General features: G+C 36.0%; 29 protein-coding genes and 1 riboswitch. Of the genes, 22 read left to right on the plus strand and 7 right to left on the minus strand.

The window, feature by feature from the left end; all coding sequences use genetic code 11:
- Nucleotides 1-17 precede the first annotated feature (17 nt).
- Both ASU02_RS07035 and ASU02_RS07040 read left to right on the plus strand, forming a co-directional pair.
- On the plus strand, nt 18-716 hold the full coding sequence (locus ASU02_RS07035; RefSeq protein ID WP_057762400.1) for a polyphosphate polymerase domain-containing protein: 699 nt from the start codon (nt 18-20) through the stop codon (nt 714-716).
- A gap of 20 nt (nt 717-736) precedes the next feature.
- Nucleotides 737-1,417, plus strand: coding sequence for a DUF4956 domain-containing protein (locus ASU02_RS07040; RefSeq protein WP_057762402.1), 681 nt, complete (start codon nt 737-739; stop codon nt 1,415-1,417).
- A 50-nt stretch (nt 1,418-1,467) separates the two neighbouring features.
- Here the strand turns inward: ASU02_RS07040 and ASU02_RS07045 are convergent, their stop codons facing one another.
- Nucleotides 1,468-2,295, minus strand: coding sequence for an endo alpha-1,4 polygalactosaminidase (locus ASU02_RS07045; protein WP_057762404.1), 828 nt, complete (start codon nt 2,293-2,295; stop codon nt 1,468-1,470).
- Between the two features lie 40 nt (nt 2,296-2,335).
- A riboswitch (cyclic di-GMP riboswitch) is annotated at nt 2,336-2,420 on the minus strand.
- A 163-nt stretch (nt 2,421-2,583) separates the two neighbouring features.
- Between ASU02_RS07045 and ASU02_RS07050 the strand changes: the two genes are divergently transcribed.
- Together ASU02_RS07050 and ASU02_RS07055 are read left to right on the plus strand one after the other, a co-directional pair.
- Complete coding sequence (locus tag ASU02_RS07050; RefSeq protein WP_057762406.1) at nt 2,584-2,805, plus strand: DUF2187 family protein; 222 nt, start codon at nt 2,584-2,586, stop codon at nt 2,803-2,805.
- A gap of 287 nt (nt 2,806-3,092) precedes the next feature.
- A complete protein-coding gene (locus tag ASU02_RS07055) occupies nt 3,093-3,434 on the plus strand; it encodes a zinc ribbon domain-containing protein YjdM (protein ID WP_057762408.1) in 342 nt (113 codons plus the stop codon).
- Nucleotides 3,435-3,596: 162 nt separating this feature from the next.
- Here ASU02_RS07055 and ASU02_RS07060 read toward each other — a convergent pair whose 3' ends face one another.
- The 3 genes from ASU02_RS07060 to ASU02_RS07070 form a co-directional block, all read right to left on the minus strand.
- A complete protein-coding gene (locus ASU02_RS07060; RefSeq protein ID WP_057762410.1) occupies nt 3,597-3,899 on the minus strand; it encodes a DUF5634 family protein in 303 nt (100 codons plus the stop codon).
- Nucleotides 3,900-3,986: 87 nt separating this feature from the next.
- On the minus strand, nt 3,987-4,706 hold the full coding sequence (locus tag ASU02_RS07065; protein ID WP_057762411.1) for a toast rack family protein: 720 nt from the start codon (nt 4,704-4,706) through the stop codon (nt 3,987-3,989).
- 187 nt (nt 4,707-4,893) lie between these two features.
- Entirely contained in the window at nt 4,894-5,289 is a 396-nt protein-coding gene (locus ASU02_RS07070; protein WP_131237749.1) for a hypothetical protein, read from the minus strand.
- A gap of 459 nt (nt 5,290-5,748) precedes the next feature.
- On the opposite strand from ASU02_RS07070, the gene ASU02_RS07075 reads away from it, so the two are divergent.
- Nucleotides 5,749-6,267 (plus strand): GNAT family N-acetyltransferase, encoded by a 519-nt coding sequence (locus tag ASU02_RS07075; protein ID WP_198317415.1) that lies wholly within the window; start codon nt 5,749-5,751, stop codon nt 6,265-6,267.
- 182 nt (nt 6,268-6,449) lie between these two features.
- Here the strand turns inward: ASU02_RS07075 and bioB are convergent, their stop codons facing one another.
- A complete protein-coding gene (gene bioB / locus ASU02_RS07080; RefSeq protein WP_057762417.1) occupies nt 6,450-7,466 on the minus strand; it encodes a biotin synthase BioB in 1,017 nt (338 codons plus the stop codon).
- Nucleotides 7,467-7,482: 16 nt separating this feature from the next.
- Nucleotides 7,483-8,079 (minus strand): biotin transporter BioY, encoded by a 597-nt coding sequence (locus ASU02_RS07085; RefSeq protein WP_057762419.1) that lies wholly within the window; start codon nt 8,077-8,079, stop codon nt 7,483-7,485.
- Nucleotides 8,080-8,976: 897 nt separating this feature from the next.
- Here ASU02_RS07085 and ASU02_RS07090 point away from each other — a divergent pair.
- The 7 genes from ASU02_RS07090 to mtnA all read left to right on the plus strand — a co-directional run bounded on the left by ASU02_RS07090 (nt 8,977) and on the right by mtnA (nt 18,309).
- The gene (locus ASU02_RS07090; RefSeq protein ID WP_057762421.1) at nt 8,977-10,683 is read left to right on the plus strand and encodes a HAMP domain-containing methyl-accepting chemotaxis protein; all 1,707 of its coding nucleotides are present in this window, start codon (nt 8,977-8,979) and stop codon (nt 10,681-10,683) included.
- A gap of 72 nt (nt 10,684-10,755) precedes the next feature.
- Nucleotides 10,756-11,883, plus strand: coding sequence for a sugar ABC transporter substrate-binding protein (locus tag ASU02_RS07095; RefSeq protein ID WP_057762423.1), 1,128 nt, complete (start codon nt 10,756-10,758; stop codon nt 11,881-11,883).
- 370 nt (nt 11,884-12,253) lie between these two features.
- Nucleotides 12,254-13,366, plus strand: coding sequence for a sugar ABC transporter substrate-binding protein (locus tag ASU02_RS07100; RefSeq protein ID WP_057762425.1), 1,113 nt, complete (start codon nt 12,254-12,256; stop codon nt 13,364-13,366).
- Nucleotides 13,367-13,470: 104 nt separating this feature from the next.
- Nucleotides 13,471-14,979, plus strand: a complete 1,509-nt coding sequence (locus ASU02_RS07105) for a sugar ABC transporter ATP-binding protein (protein WP_057762427.1) — start codon at nt 13,471-13,473, stop codon at nt 14,977-14,979.
- Between the two features lie 2 nt (nt 14,980-14,981).
- Nucleotides 14,982-15,983 carry an ABC transporter permease gene (locus tag ASU02_RS07110; protein ID WP_057762429.1) on the plus strand — a complete coding sequence of 334 codons (1,002 nt, stop codon included), beginning with the start codon at nt 14,982-14,984 and terminating at the stop codon, nt 15,981-15,983.
- A gap of 16 nt (nt 15,984-15,999) precedes the next feature.
- Complete coding sequence (gene mtnK, locus ASU02_RS07115) at nt 16,000-17,238, plus strand: S-methyl-5-thioribose kinase (RefSeq protein ID WP_057762431.1); 1,239 nt, start codon at nt 16,000-16,002, stop codon at nt 17,236-17,238.
- Nucleotides 17,239-18,309, plus strand: a complete 1,071-nt coding sequence (gene mtnA / locus ASU02_RS07120; protein WP_057762433.1) for an S-methyl-5-thioribose-1-phosphate isomerase — start codon at nt 17,239-17,241, stop codon at nt 18,307-18,309.
- A 46-nt stretch (nt 18,310-18,355) separates the two neighbouring features.
- Here mtnA and ASU02_RS07125 read toward each other — a convergent pair whose 3' ends face one another.
- Complete coding sequence (locus tag ASU02_RS07125) at nt 18,356-19,117, minus strand: DeoR/GlpR family DNA-binding transcription regulator (protein WP_057762435.1); 762 nt, start codon at nt 19,115-19,117, stop codon at nt 18,356-18,358.
- Between the two features lie 338 nt (nt 19,118-19,455).
- Here ASU02_RS07125 and ASU02_RS07130 point away from each other — a divergent pair, with 338 nt between their 5' ends.
- From ASU02_RS07130 to ASU02_RS07175, 10 genes are all read left to right on the plus strand, one after another.
- Nucleotides 19,456-20,244 carry a class II aldolase/adducin family protein gene (locus ASU02_RS07130; protein WP_057762437.1) on the plus strand — a complete coding sequence of 263 codons (789 nt, stop codon included), beginning with the start codon at nt 19,456-19,458 and terminating at the stop codon, nt 20,242-20,244.
- Between the two features lie 17 nt (nt 20,245-20,261).
- Complete coding sequence (locus tag ASU02_RS07135) at nt 20,262-21,836, plus strand: aldehyde dehydrogenase family protein (RefSeq protein ID WP_057762439.1); 1,575 nt, start codon at nt 20,262-20,264, stop codon at nt 21,834-21,836.
- Entirely contained in the window at nt 21,837-22,166 is a 330-nt protein-coding gene (locus tag ASU02_RS07140; protein WP_232426184.1) for a BMC domain-containing protein, read from the plus strand.
- 14 nt (nt 22,167-22,180) lie between these two features.
- Nucleotides 22,181-22,471 carry a BMC domain-containing protein gene (locus tag ASU02_RS07145; protein WP_057762442.1) on the plus strand — a complete coding sequence of 97 codons (291 nt, stop codon included), beginning with the start codon at nt 22,181-22,183 and terminating at the stop codon, nt 22,469-22,471.
- The gene (locus ASU02_RS07150; protein ID WP_082631720.1) at nt 22,468-22,842 is read left to right on the plus strand and encodes a BMC domain-containing protein; all 375 of its coding nucleotides are present in this window, start codon (nt 22,468-22,470) and stop codon (nt 22,840-22,842) included. The genes ASU02_RS07145 and ASU02_RS07150 overlap by 4 nt, the downstream gene beginning before the upstream one ends.
- Before the next feature lie 24 nt (nt 22,843-22,866).
- Complete coding sequence (locus ASU02_RS07155) at nt 22,867-23,142, plus strand: BMC domain-containing protein (RefSeq protein ID WP_053476391.1); 276 nt, start codon at nt 22,867-22,869, stop codon at nt 23,140-23,142.
- A gap of 41 nt (nt 23,143-23,183) precedes the next feature.
- Entirely contained in the window at nt 23,184-23,459 is a 276-nt protein-coding gene (locus ASU02_RS07160; RefSeq protein WP_053476390.1) for a BMC domain-containing protein, read from the plus strand.
- A 23-nt stretch (nt 23,460-23,482) separates the two neighbouring features.
- A complete protein-coding gene (pduL, locus tag ASU02_RS07165; RefSeq protein WP_082631730.1) occupies nt 23,483-24,139 on the plus strand; it encodes a phosphate propanoyltransferase in 657 nt (218 codons plus the stop codon).
- A gap of 15 nt (nt 24,140-24,154) precedes the next feature.
- Complete coding sequence (locus ASU02_RS07170; protein WP_057762444.1) at nt 24,155-24,442, plus strand: EutN/CcmL family microcompartment protein; 288 nt, start codon at nt 24,155-24,157, stop codon at nt 24,440-24,442.
- Nucleotides 24,443-24,560: 118 nt separating this feature from the next.
- The gene (locus ASU02_RS07175; protein WP_057762446.1) at nt 24,561-25,892 is read left to right on the plus strand and encodes a CoA-disulfide reductase; all 1,332 of its coding nucleotides are present in this window, start codon (nt 24,561-24,563) and stop codon (nt 25,890-25,892) included.
- Nucleotides 25,893-25,922: the final 30 nt, after the last annotated feature.

The following is a 25,922-nucleotide window of genomic DNA, read 5'->3' on the forward strand; positions in this document are numbered from 1 at the left end:
CTAAAGGGAAGTAAAGGATGAAAAAGTTACGGCATGAGTTGAAGTTTTATATTAATGTCAGTGAGTATGAAATTTTAAGAAAAAAATTACAGATAGTGTTGAAAAAAGACGAGAATATGGTGAATGAAGAGGGTTATCACATTCGAAGTCTTTATTTTGATAATGTGTATGATAGTGATTTATTCGAGAAGAATTATGGCATTTACAAGAGGAAAAAGTTTCGGGTCCGCATTTATAATCAAAGTGATCAAATCATCAAACTAGAAAAAAAGAATCGTTATGGAGAAATGATAAACAAAGAATCCATATCCATTTCTAGGGACGAATATGAGCGGTTATTAATGTGGGATTATGATTTTTTGCTGGATAAAAAAACAAGCGCTGCAAAGGACTTTTACCTATTTATGAGGACTCAGCATATGTCTCCTAAAATCATTGTCGATTATGTAAGAGAGGCTTATATGGAAAATATTGAGGATGTAAGAATAACCTTTGATAAGTATTTAAGTGCTGCTATTAATTCAATCGATATCTTTGAAAAAGATATGGTTACCATTGAAGCACTGAATGAACCATTAATGATTATGGAAGTGAAATTTAATTCTTATTTGCCTGACTATATTCGAGATATTCTTCAGCTCGATAGCCATCAGCGTTCGGCCATTTCTAAGTACGTTATTTGCCGGGAAGCAGGCATGACCTATTATAAGCAATAGAGTAGAGAGGAAACATATATATGAGTGATCGGATTAATTTTGACGACATTATCAAAAAAAGTATTTTAAACGCAGATACATTTACAAGCGTGTCGATTCTAGAAATTTTCTTTGGAACCCTTGCTTCATTTATTGTCGGTTTATTTATTTATTATGTGTATAAGAAGACGTTTCGGAGTGTTGTTTACAGTCATAACTTTAATGTAACACTTGTTTTAATGACTATGATTACATCTCTTGTTATTATGACTATCAGTACGAATATCGTTCTATCTTTAGGGATGGTTGGTGCGCTTAGTATTGTACGTTTTCGTACAGCATTAAAGGATCCGTTGGATATCGTCTTTTTGTTTTGGGCGATTACTGCTGGTATTGCAATTGGAGCAAATGTATACCCAGTAGCCATTTTTGGATCTATTTTTATTTCGATTGCCGTCTTTATTCTTTCAAAAAAGAAATGGAAGGATGATACCTATTTGATTGTTATTCATTATGATGAAAAGGCATACGAAGAGATTAAAGCACAGCTTGTTAAATTCAATTATGATTTGAAATCGAAAATTGTTCGTAATAATTGGACAGAGCTAACGTTGAAGATTAAGCTTAAAGTCGATAACACCGCATTTGTTCATAAGCTATCAAATATTGAAGGGGTAAAAGATGTATCCCTTGTTCAGTACAGCGGGGATTATGCATCTTAATCTTATACAATTAAAGGTCAGCCTTTGGAAAGTAAGGCTGACCTTTATTATTAATTATAGATGCTATTTTTGTTTTCGTATGAAACAAAGCCTTGCTTAACACTGTAATTAGCACTGCTTTTATTAGGAGCTACAGTAAATACAGCGATGTTTTCTTCCTTTTGGAGGGTTTGGAAATATTTTATCCAATTCTGTCCCCATTTGCTATTAGTTAAACGCTCTTTATTAAAGCCTTCCCACATAATTGCATCGACGTAATCCTTTGAAGCAGTCTTCAAAGTTTCGAATCCCCAATTCTGGAGCAGAAGCAATTCTTTATGTTTACTTGTTATGGCTTGAAGAAGTTCGACATATCCATTACGAAGGTGGGTAGCCAATTCCTCGTCATCACCGTAGAAATCGTCAATATCCCCTACTGTATCTAGAATGATCCCATCAAACTGCTTTTTAACAATTTCTTCTTCAATTTCATTAAGCAATAATTGCTGATAATGTTTATTGGTGATATCCATTAAATATGTATCCCAATCCTCAACATAAACCTTTTCTCCGTTAACCTTTAAATAGTCATCTTCTTGCACATTGGCGACAAACTCTTCATCCCAATCCTGCAATTCCATAATGCTAATATAACCGAGTGTAATTGTGCCCTTTTTCTTCAATTCAGCAACGTGTTCCTTTGTTGTTTCATGAGGCTCGATAACAACCATATCCTTTTTGCCAAGCTGTTTCGCTTTCAGATCATCAACATGCCCGTAATAAATTTGATAACTATTAACATCTAATAATGGGTTTTGTGCTTGTCCCATTGTAGGAAAGCATTGAGTTAAAAGCAGAGGAAAAATAAACTGAAGTGCGAGAAAGGTTTTCTTAAACATAGGTAAAGCTCCTTTACGATTTATCTTAAGTAAGAGTAAATACGGCAACCCAGCCATCATAGTATTGCTACCTTAGACCTGTGGTTTTGCGTCTCAATTTTTCAATTGATTTGCTATTGCTTTTATTATAGTACAAAAGTCATTTTCATTAAAGAGACTTTTTGTTTCTTTGCTTTAAGATAATTTGTGAAGCAATTTTGTATAGAGTTGTATAGGGAAGAAATTTGGTCATACTAAAAATGAAGTATTCGATTTACTTACTTAATTGTATGAGAAGGGGGCTGCAAGATGGTTGAAGAAATGAATAAACAACAAGATGGGAAAGGAAGGAGCTCCAAAAAACCTGGTATGGGAGATATCATTCAAATCTTAAAAGGGGAGGCAAAAGGGAAACAAGGAAAAGTAATAGTCCTTCGTGAAAACTCAGTAATTGTAGAAATTGGTGTGAATTCTAAAACGGATGAACCAATTAAAACAGTTGTTAATCATAAGAATTATAAATTAATTTAGCTGGAAGCAACAAAAATAATGTTAGTGATTTAAACATTATTTTTGTTGCTTAGTAAATTTGTGAAATAATTAATTTTAAAATCGATAAGTTTATTTCCCCAATATAAAGTTTGCATCAACAGATTTTTTAACATTGCTAAGTATTGTTTTTGCCAGAGTGGCTATCTATTTTTATATCAGATTATATTGTAAGATATGAGAGAATGCAGATAGTCTATTAAATAGATGAGACTAAATAGCATGAAGGCTAAATATAGAAAAATAATAATGAATAGGGGAAATTAATCATGTCAGGTTTGCCAAATTGTCCAAAATGTAATTCTGAATATACATATGAGGATGGGAGTCTTTTTGTTTGTCCAGAGTGTGCTCATGAATGGACTTTAATCTCTGATAGTGATCATACAGAAGAGAATAAGAGTATTAAGGATGTAAATGGGAATGTTTTAAATGATGGGGATACAATTACCATAATTAAAGACCTTAAAGTAAAAGGGAGCTCCTCTATATTAAAAATTGGCACAAAGGTACAAAATATTCGTTTAGTTGATGGGGATCATAATATTGACTGCAAGATTGATGGATTTGGGGCAATGAAGTTAAAATCAGAATTTGTTAAAAAGATATAAAATCAGTACTTGAATGGATGTTTTTTTGTGGAATAATCCATTCCCAACAGCTTGTGCTGAAACTGAAAGACAGTATTTTAAACAATAATAGGTATATTATCATTTGAAAGTTGTTTAACTAACAATAAGTGGAGGAATATGTAATCCTCCACTGAATTTTAATTATATGTCACGCAATGCGCTATCTAAGCTGTGGTACCCTTTAAGATCTTGTTTTTGGGGTTCATCCGATTCGATTGTCCATTCGTTTACAATAGGTGAAAGATCGCCATGACTATCTTTTCTGTATGGGCTGTGAATATGATAGGTTTTTCCCGCCTTTTTAACTGTATAGCCTAGATAGTAATAATCATCCTGACCTTCTTCCTCAAAGATACCAATATGATCCACTCCATATTGATTTATATAAGTCTGAAACGAATTTTGCATGTTAGTTATAAGCTGTTCACGAGGGAGAGATTCCATCCTATTTTACTCCTTTCCAAATGCTAGACTCTATCTATAATATGGCTTTGTTTTCTATTAATAAACATACAATTCTGGATGAATAAGTTATTCTTCAATAATGAAATCAGCTTTTCCAATGCCCATTTCTGCGTTGACAATAATTTTCACCTTTGCATCTTCGTAAGCCTCGTTTATATAAACATCATCCCCCATTGAAATAAAGCCTCTAAATTCGGATTGACCGATGCCCTTGGAAGATTTAATCTGAACGCCGACGTCCTTAGGTAAAATAATGGTCGATTTCCCAACACCCATTGATAATTGAACATTAAAATCCTGCTTCCAATCCCCTCTAAGATCTATGGTTGTATCTCCAACACCTACATTCACATTCAGACTGCTTAATTGTAATCCCTGCAAATCAAGATGTGATTCAGAGGCACCTGTGTTGACCATTAAATCAATTGGAACTTCGTTTGAAAGCTGAAGATCCCAGTTGCTTTTTATATTTGTACCTTTAAAATCAGTAAATTTCTTATTTGGATGTTCGATTAGGATCTTTCCTTTTTTTCCAGTTTGTTTATAGGACACTTTAGGCTTCAATTTATCAGAAGTATATTCAAGCTCTCCTTCGACCCATTCTTTTGTGCCTTCTGAAACGTCTAATTTCCCAACCGAAATGTTCAACGACACATCTAATTGTTCTGCCTTGTCCCTTTCAATAAGGACGTTGGCTTGATCTTCTTTAGTAATGGCATTTTCGCTGCAGCCTGCCAAAACGAATGAACTGACCAGTATGGAACTAGTGAATAATAAACTTTTCATTTTTAGTCCTCCTCTAATGACTTCCTTACATTTATAGTAAATGAAATAGGAGAAGGGCTAAAAAGGCTCTGGAATGATTTTCCACTAAGACTTGAGCCTTAGAAAGCTGTTATTCATATGCCAAAAAACATGACTTCAGGTGGAGGAAAAGGATTTTTGGTCATATAATCACTCGTTTCTCAGAAACTTAGTTTTCTGATGCTTTTCTGATTAGTCTTATATGCAAAGGTAGCCAAAAACCAAAGATCAAAAAGTATACAGGGAGAGGCCACCATGTATTCCAACCCTTTAATTTCATATATCCAACTTTAACAAGCATCCATTCAGATAAAAAAGATAATAAGGTGAAAAGGACAACCGGCATCCATTTTCTTTCTGGCTGATAGTAATTAAGAAATATGACTGCATAACATGGAGCAATCACGCTGTAACAAATTAAATCCCCAAGTCCCGGTAACTTTGCCTGCCCCAAGTCAAATACATCTATCCAACCTGACATGATAATTACATCGAATAAGATTGCGATAAATCCGCCTACACAAAAAGTAAGGTATGTTACTTTCCAGCTAATGTGTTTTGGCATAAAACAGCATATATAATAAAGAAATAATTCCCAATAAAATAGGGAACCAAATGCCTTTAGCTGATAAATCTAAGTTTTGGATCAAGCCTTCCATGTTATGTCCCCTATATCTATGGATAAATTATCATAAATTCATAAATATCTACTAGTATTTGTTAATTGTTAGTTATATATGCCGGTACAATCGTCTTATTAAATGTTTTTGAGAATTTGATAGATAGTGCTAAAGTGTATTTCAAGATTTGAAAAGGAGAACTAGGTTTTGGAATAAGCTATCTCGAAGCAATCATCGCTTCCTGCCGAACAATGATTCCAATTAAGTGACGCAGCATAGTCAACAAATTAAAGAAAGCTCGACTTTAAAGATCAAGTGTAAAAGAGTATATTAAGTACATGTGATTTTAACTAATTGGTATAATAGGAAAGGTTTTTTATATTAATTCGAAAAAGATGGTGAGTATGGAAAATTATATTTTTATAAAAGCAAAATATGGAGATGTGGAAGAAGTATATGGGTTAATTATAAAACGAATAAAGTGGATGGATAAAAATGAAATAAGCCAATGGAATAAGACAAACTATCTAGATTCATATCCGAAGGAATATTTTGAAGAGAAGGTGACATTGGAGCAGCTTTATGTTATGAAAGACAGTTTTTCAGGCAAGGTAGCAGGTGCTGTTGTCTTATTAGAAGAAGATAGGCGATGGAGTATGGATCGTTCAAAAAGTTACTATATCCACAACTTTGTAAGTGATATGCAGATCCGAAATGTTGGGACAAGAATAATAGTTGAATGTGAAAAGATGGCAATCAAAAAGGGGAAAGATAGAATTAGATTAGACTGTCAGGCATCTAACCATAAGCTTAACGAATATTATCATCGACTTGGATTTAAAAGTGTAGGAAAAGTCCAAGATGGGAGTTACGCGGGAATCAAACGTGAAAAAAAACTAACTAATTATATCAAGGACAGATAAGCTATGAGTACAAAAGTCCATTCGGTTATGAAACCAACATTATTTTTGAAAAATCCGCTCAAAAAAGCAAGTGACAAACCCTATTTCAGGTTTTGTCACTTGCTTTTTTTTGCTGCCTGATGTTAAAGAACCTGTTCATCATGACACATGCTTACTTCAAGACGTCGAAGGATAAGTCAACTCTAAAGTAAAGGAGAAATCTTGCTGTCAAGTTTGTTTCTGGCAGATCCATAATCTATTTCAAAGCCAAGATCTATCAGCATTTGGTGATCGGCAGTCTCTTCTTGGCCAGCTGTTGTAAGATAATCACCTACAAAGATTGAATTTGCAGGGTAAAGTCCTAATGGCTGCAGGCTGCGGAGGTTGACTTCGCGACCGCCTGAAATGCGAATCTCTTTTGTTGGATTGATAAAGCGCATTAAGCAAAGTACCTTTAAACAATATCTTGGATTTAATTCGTTCGTTCCTTCAAGCGGTGTTCCATCAATTGCATGCAGAAAGTTAACTGGGATAGAATCAGCATCCAAGACTTTTAAACTTCTTGCCATCGCTATCACATCTTCCTTCGTTTCTTTCATCCCAATGATTACTCCTGAGCAAGGGGATATTCCAGCATGCTTAATTAATTCAACCGTATTTACTCGATCTTGATACGTATGGGAGGTAGTAATATTTTCATGATGGTTTGCTGAGGTATTGATATTATGGTTATATCGATCAACCCCCGCTTCTTTTAGTTTTGCTGCTTGCTCTGGCTGTAGCAATCCTAAGCAAGCACAAACTTTCATACTAAACTGCTCTTTAATTTCTCTTACTGCCGAGACCACCTCATCAATTTCTTTGTTAGAAGGGCCTCTGCCGCTAGCAACAATGCAATAGGTACCAACATTTAATTCATGAGCATGGCTTGCGCCTTTGACAATGGATGCTTTATCCATCATTCGATACTTTTCGATCGGTGCGTTTGAGATACTTGATTGTGAGCAATACCCGCAGTTTTCCGGACAAAGACCAGATTTTGTATTAATAATCATATTGAGTTTTACCAATTTTCCATAATAGTGATAACGTATCTTAAAAGCACTTTGTAAAAGAGACAAAAGCTCCTCATCTGGGCATTCTAATATTTTCATTGCTTCAACATCTGATAGCTCAAACCCTTGTAGTACTTTTTCTGCAAGATCATCCCAATATCTCATTTTTTACTCCTCCATTTTAATTCGTTCGCTGTAGTTTTCTGAATTGACTTCGAGATAGTACACGATTTTCCATTCGATGGGCCATTAAACCAGCACATACAGCAAGAATGATATCCTTTGGCAGTGGCGGAATCATCCATAGCCAAGCCATATGATAGGTAAAGCCTTCAGGTGCAGCAGCCCAAAGCTTATAAGCAAAATACATCCAATTGGTTCCGAATAAATAATTAACTGTCATCCCAACTAAAGCAGCTGTTATGTAAATTGAAACACTTTTATTCCGCTCAATTAATTTCCCCGTTAAATAAGCGGTAAAAATAAATGAAATAATAAAACCAAAAGTTGGACTTAGCAAATGGCCAACTCCGCCGCCGAATTTAGCAAAAACTGGGGCTCCAGCTAATCCGATAAAAGCATAGACAAGCATGGAGATAGCACCTAAACGGCTTCCAAGAATGGCTCCAGCTAAAATAGCAAAGAAAGTCTGCAGTGTAATAGGGACCCCTCCAACAACCATAAATGGAACAATGGAGGTAATATTTGCGCCAATACACATAAGTGCAACAAACATTCCTGCAATTGTTAATTCAATAGCACTTAGCTGTCTTTTCATTAAATTCCCTCCAAATATTGAATGAATATAAATTAAGATTAATAGAATAATAATTAAAATGTCAACCTAAATTAATTATGGTTAACATAAATTGTAGCCTCAGATAGCAAATAAGAACTTCCTTCAATGTCCAAATAATTTTTACTATCATTTTTTGGTCATTAAAGCTCGAAACTCTAGGTCTCTGTAGAAAATCCAAACTCATACAGTAATTCAAAATAGAGATTTTCAAATTTTCATGCAGGATTTTATAATAATACGCGATAGGGTTCCTGCTTTTACAGCTGATTTCATTTATCGAATGTGCTGGTTTTAAAGGAAAGAATGGTGAGTAATGGCAACCTGTTTAATTTCGTTTTCTCGGTTGAAGGTAAGCTGCTGTGATTGTCATTCTCTAGAATTCTTCTATACATTTGGCTATAGAAAAGAAATATTTTACTACCTGTACAAAGGGCAGTTGGCAGTGGTCTAGTCAGGTTCCGTTCCGTTAAGGTCAAGTGCATTCGTTTTAGCAATCATTCATTAAAAGTGGTGTGAGAAATGCTGCTGCCGATGGACATAACTTTTGTGACTTTTAAACTGTGATAATTATTTAAATTGATCAAGATAGCCTGATTTTATATTCACTTACATGCACAACCTTTTTATAATCTAAATGATTATCTCCAGCGAAAAAGACAAAGTGATTTGAATAAAAGTATAGAAAATTCGACCTATTCACGAAAAAAAATTTCAACCAAGTGAAATAGATAAAGCAGCTTATTCGATAACCTGAGTAAAAAGAAACAGAGAATTTCAAAAAAATATGTGTTTTTGACTAAATTATGTTATATTTGTAGGTATTAAACAATAATTTCAATTGTACTTATGTGGTTTTGTGTGGGAGGAGACGTATATATGCAACATTTAAGCGTTGGTAAAAAAATAATGACTGGGTTTGGGGTTGTACTGGTATTACTCGTTGTATTCGCTCTCGTGGCAATCAATAGAATGTTTCATATGCAAGAAAAGACAACCTCCATTGTTGATGAGTGGATGCCTTCAGTAGAGCTAATCAACTCGATAGGCTTTCAAACTGAACATGTTATTACCCTATCATTAAGATATATCCAGTCCGATGACGGGCAAGAAAAAGAAATGCTTAAAAAAGAAAGAAAGAATTTTATAGATCAAGCTGAGACTACGATGGCTTCCTATAAAAAGCTTTTAACCTCAAAAGAAACAAAGGAAAATTTCGATGAATTAACATATAAGTGGGCATTCTTCATAAAGGTAAATGAGGAGACACTTAAGCTTAGTGACAAAGGAAAAGCGGAATTTGCCTATCTTTATTTCAAAAAAAGTGCGATGGCATTTGATTCGATGAAACAAAATTTGGATCACCTTGTTTCCATTAATACAATGGGTGCTGAGCAGGCTGGGAAGGATTCAGAAAAGGTATTTGACCAAACAGTTATTACGATTATTACTTGTATTATTATTTCGTTAATATTAGGAATTGGGGCTGCACTATTTATTACTAGAATGATAGCGAAACCTTTACGATTAGTTACAAATAGAATAGATGAAATATCGAAAGGAAACTTATCTATCCCATCTATTGAATTAAATAGTAAAGATGAAATCGGTGTTTTAGCGAAATCTGTAAATGAAATGAAAAACAGTTTACATAAAATTGTTACAGAAGTTGTCAATGTTTCTGGATTTGTTAATAAACAGAGTGATGAGCTGACTGTTTCGTCGGAGGAAGTGAAACAAGGAAGTCAACAAATTGCGACGACCATGCATGAATTAGCATATGGAGCGGAGGAGCAAGCAAACTCTGCGTCTGAATCCGCCAGAGCAGTTGAAGATGTGAATGTACAGATAAAACAAGCTGATCTAGCAGGTAAGAATTTAAAAGCTGCTTCTGATGAAGTGCTAGTAAAAGCACATGAGGGCAGAAAATTAATGAATGAATCCGTTCATCAAATAGAGAAAATCAGTCAAATTGTAACTGAATCGATGGATAAAGTTGTTAAGCTGGATATGAAAAACGATAATATTTACCAATTGGTTCATGTGATTCAGGATGTCGCTGCACAAACAAATCTTCTTGCGTTAAATGCAGCAATTGAAGCTGCTAGAGCGGGGGAATTTGGAAAGGGATTTGCGGTTGTTGCAGATGAAGTTCGTAAACTAGCTGAACAGGTATCTAACTCTGTACAAGACATCACACATATTACACAAGATATTCAAAATGATTCTAAGCTTGTTGTAGAAACACTTCAAAACGGTGTAATACAGTCAGAGATCGGCAATAAACAAATAAAAACAACAGGTGAGACCTTTCATACGATTTCGGATTTAGTTCAAATGATGGTTCAACAGATTGACCAAGTATCTGCCAACTTAGATCAAATTCAACAAGGGAGTGAACAATTAAGTGCGTTTAGTGAAGAGATATCAGCTGTAACTGAACAATCTGCTGCAGGTGTTCAGGAAGCATCAGCCTCTGCAGAACAACAGGTGGCTTCAATGGAAACGATCGCTCAGAGCTCTGAATCACTTAAAGCACTTTCAGCACAATTAGAAAGCTTAGTTAAGCATTTTAAAGTCCAATAAAGCAATTGATCTATTGAGTATGTCTACAAATATAAATTGGGATTCATATTGCTTAATAAGGGAGAAGAGAAGATGAAGAAAGGCAAAATAAAGTTACTAATCATTGGTTTTCTTGCATTAATCATATATTTGGCAGGATGTTCAAGCAAAAGTGATAAAGAAGTTGTGGAAAAAGAAAAAAGCCAAACCGACAGTGAAGTATCACTTGAAAATGTACCAGAAAAATTTAAAGATGCAAAAGACGTAAAAATTAAGGTAATTCGCAAAATAGGCGGGGATGACCATACAAAGCAATTTCTTGCAGGTGCTAAAGAAGAGGGCGAGGCAATGGGGTTGAAAGTGGATGTTTATTCTGCAGATGGGGATAGCCAAAAGTTTCATAATGAAATCAATAAAGCTTTAGAAGAAGGATATGATGGGTTTATTATTTCTCATGGAGATGATCCTGAAACAATTGAAAGTGTAAAAAAGTTAGTAGAAAAAGGGAAGAGTGTTGTTACATTTGATTCAAATGTAGAATTAGAAAAAATAGATGGTGTTACGCTTACATCTCAAAATGATGAGGTATTAGCAACTTTTGCTATCGAGCAATTAATTGAGGATTATGATGGGCAGGCCAATATCGCTTATTTATGGGTGGATGGATTCCCGCCAATGGTCAGACGAAATGCTGTTTATACAGAAAAATTACAGAAGAACCCGGGGATCAAGGAAATTGAAAGATTTGGAGTCGCCTCTGCGGACACATCTGGGGAAACGAAGGCTGCTGTAGCCGAGATGCTAAAGAAACACCCGAAGGGTGAACTTGATGCTATTTTTGCAACGTGGGATGCTTTTGCAATCGGCGCAGTAGAAGCAATTAAAGAGGCAGGCAGAGATGAAGTAAAGATTTATGGAATAGACGTATCAAACTCAGATTTGCAATTGATGAAAGAAAATGGAAGCCCATGGAAATATACAGCGGCAGTAGACCCGAAATTAATTGGTGCATTAAACATGCGATTGGTAGCTAAAAAAATAGCTGGAGAAGAAACACCAAAAACTTATAATCTAGAAGCTTATTTGATTGCACAGGATGAGCTTCAAGTTTCTAAGAAAAATGTAACAATGGATAATCTCGGTGAGGTACTGCCTGGCTGGGGATTGTCAACAGAATTAGAAGAAGACTGGATGAAAGCTTTAAAAATGAAAAATAAGTAGGTGCAGATAAAATACCGATATCCTTTTTGGAATCGGTATTTTTTTATTGTAAGGAAAAACATGTTGGTTTCGAAGGAATTTTTGTTGTTTTAATTACATTATTGACATATATAGGAAGTATTATATTGATTGTTAATAGAATTATCATTAAACAAATATAATATATGGGTAATTTTCGGTTTGCAGGTTAAGAATTACGTATAAAACCAAAAAATCTATGAATAATTCAAAATAAATATTGTATAAGATTTGCTCGCATGATAAAATTTAGTTAATTTAGAAATGAAAGCGCTATACAACTTCTATCCGCCTATTATTCTATCTGAAAATAAGGAGGATGGACATACTATTAAAGAAGGAGAAATATAGAATGAAAAACTTTTTAAAAAGTGCATTAGTCCTATTGCTCGCTGTTTCACTTCTTTTAACGGGCTGTGCTTCGGGTGAAGAAAGCTCTAAGCCTAAAGAAGGTAACAAGAATGTTTCACTTGAAAATGTTCCTGATCGCTTTAAAGATGGCAAAGAAGTAAAAATTAAAGTAGTAAGAAAAATTGGCGGAGACGATCATACTGCCCAATTCTTAGCTGGAGCAAAGGAAGAAGGGGAAGCACTAGGATTTAAAGTGGATGTTTTTACAGCTAACGGTGACACCGCGAAATTCCATGATGCGATTGCTCAAGCATTACAAGAGGATTTTGATGGATTTATTATCTCGCATGGTGATGATGCGGCTACAGTAGAAGATGTAAAGAAGATTGTAGAAGCTGGAAAAAGTGTAGTTACATTTGATTCTAATGGTGATATTGCCTCAATAAATGGAGTGACATTAACTTCACAGGATGATGAAGCATTGGCTACATTATCATTAGACCAATTAATTAAGGATACAAATGGGGAAGCAAATATTGTTTATTTATGGGTAGACGGTTTCCCGCCTATGGTCAGACGTAATGCAGTTTATCAAGAAATATTAAAAAGTAACCCAGGTATTAAAGAAATTGAAAGATTTGGTGTAGCTGCAGCTGATACATCTGTTCAAACACAAAACGCCGTGGCTGCTATGTTAAACAAACATAAGAAAGGCGAAATTGATGCAATTTTTGCTACATGGGATGCATTTGCAATTGGCGCTGCTCGTGCAATTAAAGAGGCAGGAAGAGATGAAATTGCCCTTTATGGTATTGATGTGTCAAATGCAGACCTTCAAATTATGCAAGAAGAAAAAAGCCCTTGGAAATATACTGCGGCTGTTGATCCAAAACTAATTGGATCAGTAAATATGAGAATTCTTGCTAAGAAAATTGCTGGTGAGGAAACTCCTGCGACATTCGATTTAGAGGCATCTTTAATTTCACAAGAAGCACTTCAAAAATCAACTTCTCCTGTTAATATGGTAAACCTTGCTGAAGTAGTTGAGGGATGGGGAGTTTCAACAGCATTTGAAGAAGATTGGATGAAGACTTTAAAAGAATACTATAAATAATTAAAATTGAAACCTTATATCAGAGTTAAGCAGCTGGTATAAGGTTTCAAAACCATTATAGGCCTTAAATTGTTGAGAATACTGATTGAAATAGAAGGAGGCTTATGTGCGTGACAATATTATTAGAAATGAAAAATATATCTATAGAGTTCCCTGGGGTAAAAGCGCTTAATGAAGTCTATTTTTCTACTAATACGGGAATGACTCATGCTTTGATCGGTGCGAATGGGGCTGGTAAATCAACATTAATGAAAGTTCTTTCCGGAGCCTACGGACACTATACTGGTGAAATCTATATTGATGGAAAGAAAGTCGACATTCGAACACCGAAGGATGCCCAGGAGAATGGGATTCAGATTGTTTATCAAGAAGTAGATACAGCGTTAATCCCGTATTTAACAGTTGGGGAAAATATTATGTTAAATGAAACTGTTAATGATATGGGGAAAAGACAGTTTGTTAAATGGAATAAAATACACAAAAAAGCTACAGAAATACTTACTCGAATGAATGTGAATATCTCTTCGAAAACCCTTGTAAGTGAATTAACTTTAGCTCAAAAACAAATGGTTCTTATTGCTAGATCCATCTCTAAGCAATGTAAATTTTTGATTTTGGATGAACCAACTGCACCTCTTAGTCACTCTGAAACGACTGAACTATTTAGAATCGTTCGTGAGCTGGTAAAAGAAGATGTAGGAATAATCTTTATTTCTCACCGATTACCGGAGTTATTTGAAATTTGCGAAGAGATTACCGTTATGAAAAACGGCGAATTTGTCATAAAGGAAACGATAGCTGACACAAATCAAAACAGAATCGTGGAGTATATGCTTGGTGAAAAGCTTGAAGAACAATTTCCGAAGTACCACGTTGAAATCGGAGAAACTGTCCTTTCTGTTGAAGGGCTTCATGATATAGGATTAGTGAAAAATTTTAGTATGCATGTAAATGAAGGGGAAATCGTTGGAATTGCCGGTTTAGTTGGGGCTGGAAAAACAGAGATATGTAAAGCGTTATTTGGTGCCTCTAAGGTAACTAAAGGTGATATTAAAATTAAAGGAAAAAGTGTAAAAATAAAAGATCCAAGTGATGCTGTAAGAAAAGGAATTGCACTCGTGCCAGAAGAGCGGAGAAAAGAAGGGATACTCGTTCAAGAATCTGTTTCTACAAATCTTACATCAGCTAGTCTGAGTAAATTCTCGAAGTTTCTCAGTTTTGTAAATACAAAGGAAGAAAAGAAAATCTCAATAGAAATGATAAAAGACTTAGGAATAAAGACACCATCAGAAGAAGCGAAAGTGCAAAATCTTTCAGGGGGAAATCAACAAAAAGTTGCTATTGGAAAATGGCTGATTTCGGATGCTGAGGTGTACATTTTTGATGAACCTACAAAAGGTGTAGACGTAGGGGCAAAGAAAGATATCTTCGAATTGATTTCTGGTTTAGCAAAGCGTGGAAAGTCTATCATTTACGCATCTTGTGAACTCTCAGAGATTCTCGGAATAACAGACCGTGTGTATGTTGTGTATGACGGGGAAGTGGCAAAAGAGCTTGAAACAAAAGCAACAAATGAAGAAGAATTATTATTCTATTCAACAGGAGGTAAATGAGGATGAACACGGCAAATCCTGTTCCAAACACTAAGCCCGCAAAAAAAGGGTTTGAACTATTTGAGTTCTTATATAAATATGGAACGATTATTACAATTTTTGTTTTAATAGCTATCTTTGCGATTGCAAATCCAAGTTTTATTCAAGGGTCAAACATTGTCAATATTTTAAGGTCTATTTCCATTGTTACCATTATAGCTATAGGAATTACTATTTCACTTTCAGTAGATGGATTTGATTTATCAGTTGGTTCTACTGTTTCTCTTTCAAATGCGGTTGTAGTTTCTATGTTTGTGTGGTTTTCCCAAAATATATTTATTGCCATTCTTGCGGCTATTGGAGCGGCGCTTCTTGTAGGAGCTTTTAACTCATTTATGATCGTTAAAGTGAAAATTCCAGATATGCTTATGACGCTTGCTACAATGTTTATTATTCAAGGGATTGCTCTTACATATACGAAAGGGGCAACTGTTTCACAAAATATGATCATGCCTGATGGAAGTTTCTCAACAGGTGTGATTCCGCCGTTTTTTGCAAAAATTGGTCAGGTGCCATGGATAATTATTATCATGGTTGTAGTAGTAGCTCTTGTTCATATCTTTTTAAATTATACAAAGCATGGCCGTTATATGTATGTGATTGGTGGAAATAAGGAAGCTGCTAGACTATCCGGTATTCCTGTTAATAAATACAAAGTGCTTGCTTACTTATTGTCTGCAACCTTCGCAGCAATTGGTGGGATTGTTCTTGCCTCTCGTGTCATGACAGCTGAAATTAACTCTGGTGCTCCTTACCTAATGGATGCAGTAGCTGCGGCATTTATAGGTCTATCTGTTTTAGGTGCTGGAAAACCGAATGCTTTTGGTACTTTTGTAGGTGCAGTTTTAATCGGAATATTATCGAATGGATTAGTCATGATGTCCGTACCGTACTATGCCATGGATATTGTTAAGGGAACAGTCTTAGCACTTGCACTGGCATTGACTTATTATCGACAAAAATAAGGTGGAGGGATTAATAATGAAGGATTTTACGAAAGAATATTTTACGATGACTGAAGAAGATGCGATAGATTATGCAAAAGCTCACCTAGATCTCTTTGATAAGGATGCAAAGCTTCAATGTAAGGAAATCGGGGACGGGAATTTAAATTATGTTTTTAAAGTAGTTGATTCAAAAACAAACCAGTCAGTAATCATTAAACAAGCTGGTCCAGTTGCTCGTATTTCTGATGAATTTAAATTATCTCCAGATCGGAATAGAATTGAAAGTGAAATCTTACAATTGCAATATAAATTAGCTCCAGGTTTTGTACCAGAAATATATAAATATGATCCAATTATGAATTGCTGTGCGATGGAAGATTTGTCTGATCATGAAATGATGCGTGCAGCTCTAATTGCGCATAAGAAATTTCCGCTTTTTGCAGAACATATTTCTACGTTTCTAGTCAATACGTTATTATTAACTTCTGATGTTGTTTTGGAACATAAGGAAAAGAAAGCTTTAGTTAAGAGCTTTATTAACCCTGAGCTTTGTGAAATTTCTGAGGATCTTGTATATTCTGAACCATTTTATGACTGCCCGCGTAATGATGTTTTTCCAGGGACAAGGGAATTTGTACAAAATACAATTTGGAACGATGATGCATTGTTACTCGAGACAGCTAAATTAAAATTTGAATTTATGACGAATGCACAATCCTTAGTACATGGTGATTTACATACGGGGTCCATATTCATAAAAGAAGACTCTACTAAAGTTTTTGATCCAGAGTTTGCATTTTACGGACCGGCAGGCTATGATATCGGAAATGTCATTGCAAATCTGATATTTGCATATGCGAATGCAAACTTTACAATAGAAGATGAATTAAAGCGAAAAGATTATCTTGATTATCTAGGGAATACAATCAAGGATGTAATCGATTTATTTAATGAGAAATTCATCAGAACTTGGGATAAACATGTAACAGAATCTGTTGCGAAGTATGCTGGATTTAAAGAATATTATCTAGGCAATGTTATTAGAGATACTGCTGCAGTTGCTGGTCATGAACTTATTAGAAGAATAGTAGGGTTAGCACATGTAAAAGACATTACGTCTATTTCAAATGCAGAGGCTCGAGTGCGTGCAGAGAAAATATGTTTGACAATTGGAAAAACCTTTATACTTAGCAGGGAAAATATGAAAACAGGTGCTGACTTTATTGATGTCATTCAATCAGCCGAAGAACAGCTTCTAAAGGAGGCGGAATAAGTGGGAAATCCAGTAGAAGTAATACAATCTGTTAAATTAGATGATGAAAACAGTACATTAATTCTTTTAGACCAAACAGTATTGCCAAATGAAACGGTATTTCTTGAATTGAAAGAAATGGAAGATGTTTGGGATGCAATCTATCAATTAAAGGTAAGAGGAGCACCTGCAATTGGAATTGCAGCAGGATACGGTGTCTACCTAGGTACGAAGAAATCAACAGCAGACACATACGAGGAGCTTTATAGTGATTTTTTAAAGGTGAAAGAATACTTAGCTTCCTCAAGGCCGACTGCTGTTAACCTTTTCTGGGCATTAAATCGAATGGATAATAGATTTAAAGAAGAGGCAGGGAAAAGTGTTTCTGAAGTAAAGGCAGCTTTAAAGGAAGAAGCTGAATTAATTCGAGCAGAAGATGAAAAAATTTGTGAATCGATTGGTCAGTATGCCCTTTCATTGTTAGAGCCAGGCTGGGGGATCCTCACTCATTGTAACGCTGGTACAATTGCAACAGCCAAATACGGTACTGCTTTGGCCCCGATTTATTTGGGACAAGAAAAAGGCTATGACTTTAAGGTATATGCTGATGAGACTAGGCCATTGCTTCAAGGTGCTCGACTAACAGCTTGGGAACTGGAGCAAGCAGGAGTAGATGTAACATTAATTTGTGATAATATGGCTTCAATTGTAATGAAGGAAGGGAAAATTCAAGCTGTTCTTGTTGGCTGTGATCGAGTAGCTGAAAATGGAGATACAGCGAATAAAATTGGGACTTCTGGTGTGGCTATTTTAGCTAAGCATTATAATATACCATTCTATGTATGTGCACCGCTTTCTACTGTGGACTTAGAATGCAAAACAGGTGATGATATACATATTGAGTTAAGGCCTTCCGAGGAAATTACAAGTAAATGGTATGAAAAACCAATGGCGCCTAAAGATGTGAAGACGTATAATCCTTGTTTTGATGTAACAGATCATTCTTTAATTACAGGAATTATTACTGAGAACGGCATTGCATATGCGCCGTTTAATGAGTCTCTACCGAAAATGTTCAAAAATACAAAGTAATAAGCAAAAGGGCTGAGGTAATTACCTCAGCCCTTTTAGTTTAATATTATTCACATTCATGAAGAGCAACATTCTGTTCTTTTAAGAATTGCTTCCATTCTGAAGAAAGTGTTTTATCTACTACAACATGATTAATTTTGTCAAAGTCACATATTCTTGCAAAGGATGTTTTATCAAATTTTGTGTAATCAGCAATAAGGTAAACGTTGTTTGCGTGTTCAGCAGCTAGTTTTCGAATCCCAGCTTGTTGCTCGTTTGAATCTGTTATGCCGTGTTGCATACTAACAGAGCGGCACGAAATGAAGGCTGTATCAAAGAAGTAATGATTTAATGTGTATTCTGAGCTTCTACCTGTATTAGATAGGGAGGTAGGAGATAAAGTTCCCCCGATGACAACGATATTAATATTCGGCTTTTCGACAAGTGAGTTGATCACTTTAAGTGAATTCGTCACAACCGTTAATTTTTTGTCTTCAAGCATACTAGCAATGACTAAAGATGTTGTAGAGGCGTCTAAGAAAATCGAATCGCCATTTTTAATAGCAGAAATACATTTTGCTGCAATTTTCTTTTTTCCTTCCACATGGATATGTTCTCTTAAATTAACATTGACGTCGTTTTGAACACCTTCGGATATGTATGCTCCACCATAAGTTCGGTTTAAAACTCCTTCTTCCTCGAGTTGCTTCAAGTCCCTGCGAATCGTCTCTTCCGTCACATTAAACTGACTTGTAAGATCAGCAACAGTCACGCTCTTTTTTTCTAGAATGATTTCTTTTATTTTTTTCTTTCGTGCGATAGGAAGCATGATTTTCTCCTTAAATTTTATTTGTTTGTAAAAAAATTATACCATATTATGTGGTATTTAATAAGTTCACTCCAAGAAAATAAAGGATTATTTTCAGCTAAAAGCTAATGAAAAAAGTACTTATTGCAGGTGTAATTTGGTTTCTTGTTTAACTACAATAAAATACAACAAGAAATAACTATAAAACCAAAATAACATTTGACAAAACCACAAATTAGTAAGAAAATTATAAGTAGTAAAAGAACATAATATGACTGTTTCTAGAGCTCTTAAACGTACCTAAACGGATTAGGTGAATGATGAAATAGACCGTATGTAAGATTAAGGAGTTGTATTGTATGATAGATAAACAAAAATACTATTCAGATTTTGAAGCGAAAAAGCTAATTTGTGAGATTGGCAGAAGAATATATAATAAGAATTTTGTAGCGGCTAACGACGGGAACATATCTGTTAAGGTAGGTCCAAATACAATTTGGACTACTCCTACAGGAGTTAGCAAAGGGTTCATGACGCCAGATATGATGGTGAAGATGGACCTTTCTGGAAAGGTTATTGCTGGGAAAATGAAGCCTTCTTCAGAAGTAAAAATGCACTTAAGAGTATACAATGAGAATCCAGAGGTGAATGCGGTTGTTCATGCCCATCCGCCAGTAGCGACATCATTTGCAATTGCTGGGATCAATCTTGATAAACCGGTATCCCCAGAAGCTGTTGTTCTTCTAGGAACTGTGCCTGTTGCACCGTATGCAACTCCTGGCACACAAGAAGTTCCTGATTCAATTGCACCTTATTGCAAGGATTATAATGCAGTGCTATTAGCCAATCACGGGGCACTTACTTGGGGTGCGGATTTAATTCAAGCTTATTACCGCATGGAATCTCTTGAGCACTACGCTCTAATGCTTATGTATTCTAATAATATTATCAATAAAGCGAATGAATTAAGTTGTTCACAAATTTCAGATTTAATAAACATTCGAGAATCAATGGGTATAAAAACTGGCGGGGTCCCACAATGTGAAGTAGAAATACAACAATCTGAGCCGGTAAACAATAATGATGCAGTAATAGAGAGCATTGTACGAAAGGTAACTGAAGAAATACTAAATAATTATATGAAATAGGATGAGGAGGAGGAACTATGGGAGTAAATATGTCGGAGCAGGATATTCAGAAAATTATCCAATCTGTTCTGCAAAATATAGAAGCAGTTTCCGAACAGAATTCAGGACATCAAGTACTTCATTCGAATGACAATACAAATCCACCGAAACCTTTAAAGATGAAGAGAGTTCTGCCATTATCACAACAAATAAACACGGCAGAACTGTCACATCAGGTTAATGAACCAGGTGCTAATGGTGTTTTTGTCCGTATAGAGGATGCAATCGAAGCAGGTTACATAGCGCAACTGAATTATGTTAAACATTTCCAATTAAAAGATAGAGAAAAAATAATCGCTGCCATTAGAGAAGCAGTTATTGAGAATAAGGAAAAACTAGCCCAAATGGTTTTCGAAGAAACGAAACTAGGCCGTTACGAAGATAAAATTGCGAAGCATGAACTTGTTGCCAGCAAGACACCAGGCACTGAAGACATAACGACAGCTGCTTTTTCAGGAGATGAGGGCTTAACAATTGTAGAACAAGCCCCATTTGGATTGGTAGGAGCTGTAACACCAGTTACGAATCCAACTGAGACAATCATTAATAATTCTATTAGTTTATTAGCAGCAGGCAATGCAGTTGTATTAAACGTTCATCCGTCATCTAAAGCATCCTGTGCATTTGTAGTTAACCTAATTAATCAAGCGATACAAGATGCTGGTGGTCCAAAGAATCTTGTATCAATGGTTAAAGACCCAACATTAGAAACTCTCAATAGAATCATAGAAAGTCCAAAAGTTAAATTATTAGTTGGCACTGGCGGACCAGGAATGGTCAAGACTTTATTAAAGTCAGGTAAGAAGGCAATTGGTGCTGGAGCTGGAAATCCACCAGTAATTGTGGATGAAACAGCTGATTTAAAGCAAGCTGCCAAGAGTATAATCGAAGGTGCATCATTTGATAACAACCTTTTATGTATTGCTGAAAAAGAATTGTTTGTTATTGACTCCGTAGCAGATGATTTAATTTTTCAAATGTTAAATGAAGGCGCATACATGCTTGATCAGCAGCAGTTATCAAAATTAATGAGTTTTGCACTTGAAGAAAATGTTCATCAAGAAGCGGGTGGATGTTCGCTTGATAATAAACGAGAATACCATGTTTCGAAAGATTGGGTAGGCAAGGATGCAGCCTCTTTTCTTCGACAAATTGGAGTAGCCTGCGAAGAAAATATTAAACTATTAATTTGTGAAGTGGATTTTGATCATCCGTTTGTACAGCTCGAACAAATGATGCCAGTCTTTCCTATCGTTAGAGTCGGGGATCTTGATGAAGCAATTGAAATGGCTCTTCTGGCGGAACATGGAAATAGACACACAGCTATTATGCATTCAAAAAATGTGGATCATTTAACGAAGTTTGCTAGAGCAATCGAAACGACGATATTTGTCAAGAATGCTTCTTCCTTGGCAGGTGTAGGCTTTGGTGGAGAGGGACACACAACCATGACAATTGCGGGTCCTACGGGTGAAGGAATTACATCCGCAAAGACATTTACAAGACAAAGAAGGTGTGTACTAGCAGAAGGCGGATTCCGAATCATAGGGTAGGTGAGCATATTGTCAAAAGCAGTTGGGTTTATAGAGGTACAAGGTTATAGTATCGCACTTGCTTCAATGGACAAAGCGTGTAAAGCAGCAAATATAACAATTGAAGGAATTGATGTAAACAATCCCAAAAATGGTGACCAAGCTTCCATTCCGGTTGTCGTCCAAGTGAAGTTTAGCGGAGAAATCTCCGATGTAAAAGTTGCACTAGAGGTTGCGGAATACGAGGCAAGGAAGTATATCAGTGAAGGAGATATCCTTACTCATCTAATCCCTTCTTCAATGGAAGAAATAGCGAAGTTACTTACAATTGGAAAAGTAAAACGCAAGTAAAGAGGTGTACGGGAATGTATCGATCTTTCGGTCTAATCGAAGTCATTGGCTTTGTCACAGCTGCTGCTTGTATAGATGCAATGGTTAAATCGGCTTTTGTTGAACTTCACGATATGAAGCGTACCGGCTCTGGATTAATTACGATTATTATCAAGGGCGATCTTGCCTCTGTAAAGGAAGCATTAGAGCTTGGAGCAGAAACAGCTCATCGACATGGTAAAGTAGTTGCGATGAAGGTAATTGCGAGACCTTATCCGGGTCTTGAAAGACTGCTTGATCCCGAAGAAAAAGGTGAGAAAGAATGACAAATTACGAAGCATTAGGGGTAATTGAAACACAGTATTTTACTGTAGCAATGGAATTGTTGGATCAGATGTGTAAGACTTCAGATGTAGAATTACTTGCTAGTGAAAATTACTTAGGTGGAAGACTTGTTACTTTGATTGTAGGCGGAAGTTTTTCTGATGTGGATGTAGCTGTTCAAGCAGCTAAGCAAGCGGCAGAACATAAAGCAAATAACCCTTTGAAAATGGCGCTTGTCATTTCCAATCCTCATTCAGAAATTATGAAATACATTGTATCTTCACAACCAAATATGACAGTTGAGGATACTGAATTAGAATCTTTAAAAACAGAAAATTCTAAAGGTAAAAAAAAGACAGCTAAAAAAAATTAAAAATTTGATTTGGAGGATTTTATCATGAATGGATCTTTAGGAATTATTGAAACAAGAGGTTTAACAGCAGCGATTGAGGCAGCAGATGCCATGCTTAAGGCAGCAAACGTTGAAATTGTAGGCAGTGAAAAAATTGGTTCAGGGCTAGTTTCTGTTATTATTCAAGGTGATGTCGGTGCTGTAAAAGCAGCAACTGAGGTTGGAGCAGAAGCAGCTGGAAGAGTTGGAGAACTTGTTGCAGTACATGTTATTCCACGACCACATGGGGATGTCTCTAAATTACTGCCAAGTTTAAAATAAATTTATAATAATAGAAAAAACGAACCTTAGGAGGATTTAAAATGAGCAAATCTTTGGGAATTATTGAAACAAAAGGTTTAACAGCAGCAATTGAAGCGGCAGATGCCATGCTTAAAGCAGCAAATGTAGAAATTGTCGGAAGTGAAAAAATTGGTTCTGGATTAGTGTCTGTTATCGTTCAAGGTGAAGTTGGAGCAGTTAAAGCTGCAACTGAGGTTGGTGCAGAGGCGGCACAAAGAGTAGGTGAACTGGTAGCCGTTCATGTTATTCCAAGACCACATGCAGATGTTGAAAAATTACTGCCTTTTTTAAAGTAAGCTGGTGAAGAACGTTGAATAACATGAATCAATCTGAGCTGATAGAGAACATTACTAGATTAGTAGTAAAAGAGCTTGAAAGTCATCGACTGATCAAAAGGGAAAGAAAAACTCATGTGCCGGTTAGTATTTCGGCAAGACATCTTCATCTTCAGCAAGAGCATGTTGAGTTATTATTTGGCAAAGGATATGAACTAACGAAATATAAAGAAATATCCCAGCCTGGACAATATGCATGTAATGAAAAAGTAACTTTAAAAGGCCCAAAAGGAACAATCGAGAATGTTCGGGTGCTTGGTCCACTAAGAAAACATACCCAGGTAGAAATATCACGTACAGATGCAAGAAAAATAGGCGTAACCCCGCCTGTAAGAAATTCTGGGAATATTGCAGGCTCTTCCGGTATTACGCTGATTGGGCCAATAGGTTCCATCTCCCTTCAAGAAGGATGTATTATTGCAGACCGGCATATCCATATGACCTCGAAAGATGCGGATGAATTTGCTGTAAAGGACAAGCAAAGGGTGTCCGTCCTTATTGAAGGAGCAAAAGGCGGAGTGATGGGGCAGGTCACAATCAGAGTGAATGATCGTTATGCATTGGACATGCATATTGATACGGATGATGCGAATGCTTTTGATTTAAAAGGAAATGAGTGGCTAAAAATAATAGCTGATTAATGGAGGTTCATAACGATGATTATCGGCGAAGTAATTAGCAGGGTCGTTTCTACAAGAAAATATGATAGCTTGCAAGGATTCAAGCTTTTAGTTATACAGCCCTGCTTTGGCAGTAAGGATGACTGCTTTGTTGCAGCTGATGAACTAGGCGCCGGTGAAGGTGAACTCGTTTTAGTTGCTAGAGGCCAAGCTGCTCAACATGCCTTAATTAAAGATACGCCTATTGATGCTCTTGTTGTGGGACTCATTGATGAGAAGCCGGCCATTAATATGAGTAATATAGATCGTAAAAATGAATACTAAACTAAGGTCCTAGCTGTTAGTGATCCGACGTATTCGCCTACACGGACCCAAAGAGATGAAAAAATCGATCATTTTGGTAACGTAGTGAGTGCAAATTGACCGTAGGAGATGCGAGCATATGAAGTTATTAGTTATTGGAGGGGTAGCAGCGGGTATGTCTGCTGCTTCTAAACTAAAAAGATTAAATAAAGATGCGCAAATTGTTGTTTATGAAAAAGGCAAATTTTTGTCGTATGGAGCATGTGGACTCCCGTATTATGTATCAGGAGAAAACGATGATTATACAAAAATGATTGCTAGAACAAAGGAACAATTTGAGGAACAGGGTATGGAGATTTTTCTTCAGCACGAGGTTGTTAAGGTTGTTCCTGAAAAGAAACAGGTGATGATAAAGGATCTAGTCAAGAACAAGCTTTTTATTGATACCTATGACAAACTGATGATTGCCTCTGGAACAGTCCCTATAGTACCGCCATTTCCAGGTGTCAGTATGAAGAATATATACGGGCTGAAAACATTAGAAGATGGCATTCGCTTAAAGGAAATTACAGAGCAGCCCGAGATTCAAGATGTAGTAATTGTAGGCGGCGGCTATATCGGAATTGAAGTTGTTGAAGCGATGATTAGACAGGGAAAAAGAGTCAGAGTGATCGAGCTTTCAGACAGGATATTGAAAACATTTGATAAGGAATTGACTGATCTTGCAGAAGACGAGTTAGTTAAACATGGGGTTAAGTTAAATCTCGAGGAAAAAGTTGAAGCCTTTATTGGTACTGAACAAGTTGAGTCTGTACAAACAGATAAGGGTACTTATCGGGCTGATCTAGTTCTCCTTTCTATAGGTGTTAAGCCAGCAACGAAATTTTTAGAAGGTTCTGGCATTGCATTAAGTGAAAACGGTGCAGTCATTATTGATAGAGAGATGAGAACGAATATGCAAGATGTGTATTCTGCTGGGGATTGTGCACAGGTCTATCATAAGGTAATGGAGGAAAATACACATATTCCGCTTGGAACTAATGCCAATAAGTGTGGACGGATCGCTGGTTCTAATATAGCAGGACAGCATAACAAGTATGTTGGAACTTTAGGCAGCGCAGCGATCAAAATATGTGACTTAGAAATGGGCCGAACGGGACTATCAGAAGAAGAAGCAAAGAAATTAGCGATAGACTATACAACTGTATTTGTGAAAAGTGCTGACCATCCAGGCTATTACCCAAATCAAACCCCGATATGGATTAAGCTAATCTGTGAAAAGAGATCAAGAAGGATTCTTGGTGCTCAAGCGATAGGAAATAAGGGAGCGGTCCTTCGAATCGATATTTTTGCTGTTGCTATACATAATCAAATGACTGCTGATGAATTAGGTATGACTGATTTAGTGTATGCGCCTCCATTTGCAGGTGTATGGGATGCAGTTCATATCGCTTGTAATGCGGTAAAGTAATACATTACTTTATGAAATTAATAATAGACT

The sequence above is a fragment of the Cytobacillus praedii genome, from assembly GCF_001439605.1.
In the GTDB taxonomy this organism is placed as follows: Bacteria; Bacillota; Bacilli; order Bacillales; family Cytobacillaceae; genus Cytobacillus; species Cytobacillus praedii.